The 1,173-nt window shown below is 48.8% G+C and carries 9 tRNA genes and 1 rRNA gene; all 10 read right to left on the bottom strand.

The annotated features are described in order from the left end of the window. Nucleotides 1-204 precede the first annotated feature (204 nt). Nucleotides 205-280, bottom strand: a tRNA-Ala gene (locus QDN89_RS21915). Nucleotides 281-292: 12 nt separating this feature from the next. After that, a tRNA-Pro gene (locus tag QDN89_RS21910) sits at nucleotides 293-369 on the bottom strand. Between the two features lie 20 nt (nucleotides 370-389). Continuing rightward, a tRNA-Arg gene (locus QDN89_RS21905) sits at nucleotides 390-466 on the bottom strand. Between the two features lie 9 nt (nucleotides 467-475). Then, a tRNA-Leu gene (locus QDN89_RS21900) sits at nucleotides 476-564 on the bottom strand. Nucleotides 565-599: 35 nt separating this feature from the next. Beyond that, a tRNA-Gly gene (locus tag QDN89_RS21895) sits at nucleotides 600-674 on the bottom strand. A 4-nt stretch (nucleotides 675-678) separates the two neighbouring features. Then, a tRNA-Leu gene (locus tag QDN89_RS21890) sits at nucleotides 679-763 on the bottom strand. A gap of 7 nt (nucleotides 764-770) precedes the next feature. Continuing rightward, nucleotides 771-846: transfer RNA gene (locus QDN89_RS21885), tRNA-Lys, on the bottom strand. 6 nt (nucleotides 847-852) lie between these two features. After that, nucleotides 853-928, bottom strand: a tRNA-Thr gene (locus tag QDN89_RS21880). A 23-nt stretch (nucleotides 929-951) separates the two neighbouring features. Next, nucleotides 952-1,027, bottom strand: a tRNA-Val gene (locus QDN89_RS21875). A 10-nt stretch (nucleotides 1,028-1,037) separates the two neighbouring features. Beyond that, a 5S ribosomal RNA gene (gene rrf, locus QDN89_RS21870) occupies nucleotides 1,038-1,154 on the bottom strand. Between the last annotated feature and the right edge of the window lie 19 nt (nucleotides 1,155-1,173).

Below are 1,173 nucleotides of genomic sequence, written 5' to 3'. Positions count from 1 at the left end.
CAGCGTTCGTCCTGAGCCAGGATCAAACTCTCCGATAAAGTATGATGACTTTTCATCAAGTTTGATGTCCATGACATCAAAACCAAACTTTCGTCTGGCGTTTGTCGAATGTTTCCATTCAACGATTTGTTTCTATTGACGGGATATTTTAAAATATCCCACTTCGCTTGGCTTCTTGTTTAGTTTTCAAAGGTCAAAAAATATTGGTGGAGCCTAGCGGGATCGAACCGCTGACCTCCTGCGTGCAAAGCAGGCGCTCTCCCAGCTGAGCTAAGGCCCCTTATGATGAAAATGGTCGGGAAGACAGGATTCGAACCTGCGACCCCTTGGTCCCAAACCAAGTGCTCTACCAAGCTGAGCTACTTCCCGATTTTTCTTTAATATGAAAATGGTGCGCCCTGAGAGATTCGAACTCCCGACCTTTTGATTCGTAGTCAAACACTCTATCCAGCTGAGCTAAGGGCGCATATTAAAATGGTACCGAGGGCCGGACTCGAACCGGCACGGTAAATACTTACCGCAGGATTTTAAGTCCTGTGTGTCTACCAATTCCACCACCCCGGCAGGACTTGTTATATAAATAACGGTAATAAGTAAGTTGGAGCGGAAGACGAGATTCGAACTCGCGACCCCCACCTTGGCAAGGTGATGTTCTACCACTGAACTACTTCCGCAATATGGTACGGGTGAAGGGACTTGAACCCCCACGTCCGAAGACACTAGATCCTAAGTCTAGCGCGTCTGCCAATTCCGCCACACCCGCATAAAAATGGTGAGCCATGAAGGACTCGAACCTTCGACCCTCTGATTAAAAGTCAGATGCTCTACCAACTGAGCTAATGGCTCTAAAAATGGTGCTGGCCAGAGGACTTGAACCCCCAACCTACTGATTACAAGTCAGTTGCTCTACCAATTGAGCTAGGCCAGCAATATACTGTTTTCAGTAAAATATGGTGGAGGATGACGGGCTCGAACCGCCGACCCCCTGCTTGTAAGGCAGATGCTCTCCCAACTGAGCTAATCCTCCATAATTAATCGCCCAGCGACGTCCTACTTTCACAGGGGGAGATCCCCCAACTATCATCGGCGCTGGAGAGCTTAACTTCCGTGTTCGGCATGGGAACGGGTGTGACCTCTCCGCGATCGTCACTGGACATATGAAATTGACAGGTC

The organism is Salipaludibacillus daqingensis (genome assembly GCF_029891575.1).
GTDB lineage: Bacteria > Bacillota > Bacilli > Bacillales > Salisediminibacteriaceae > Salipaludibacillus > Salipaludibacillus daqingensis.
This window is presented reverse-complemented; position numbering and strand designations above follow the sequence as displayed.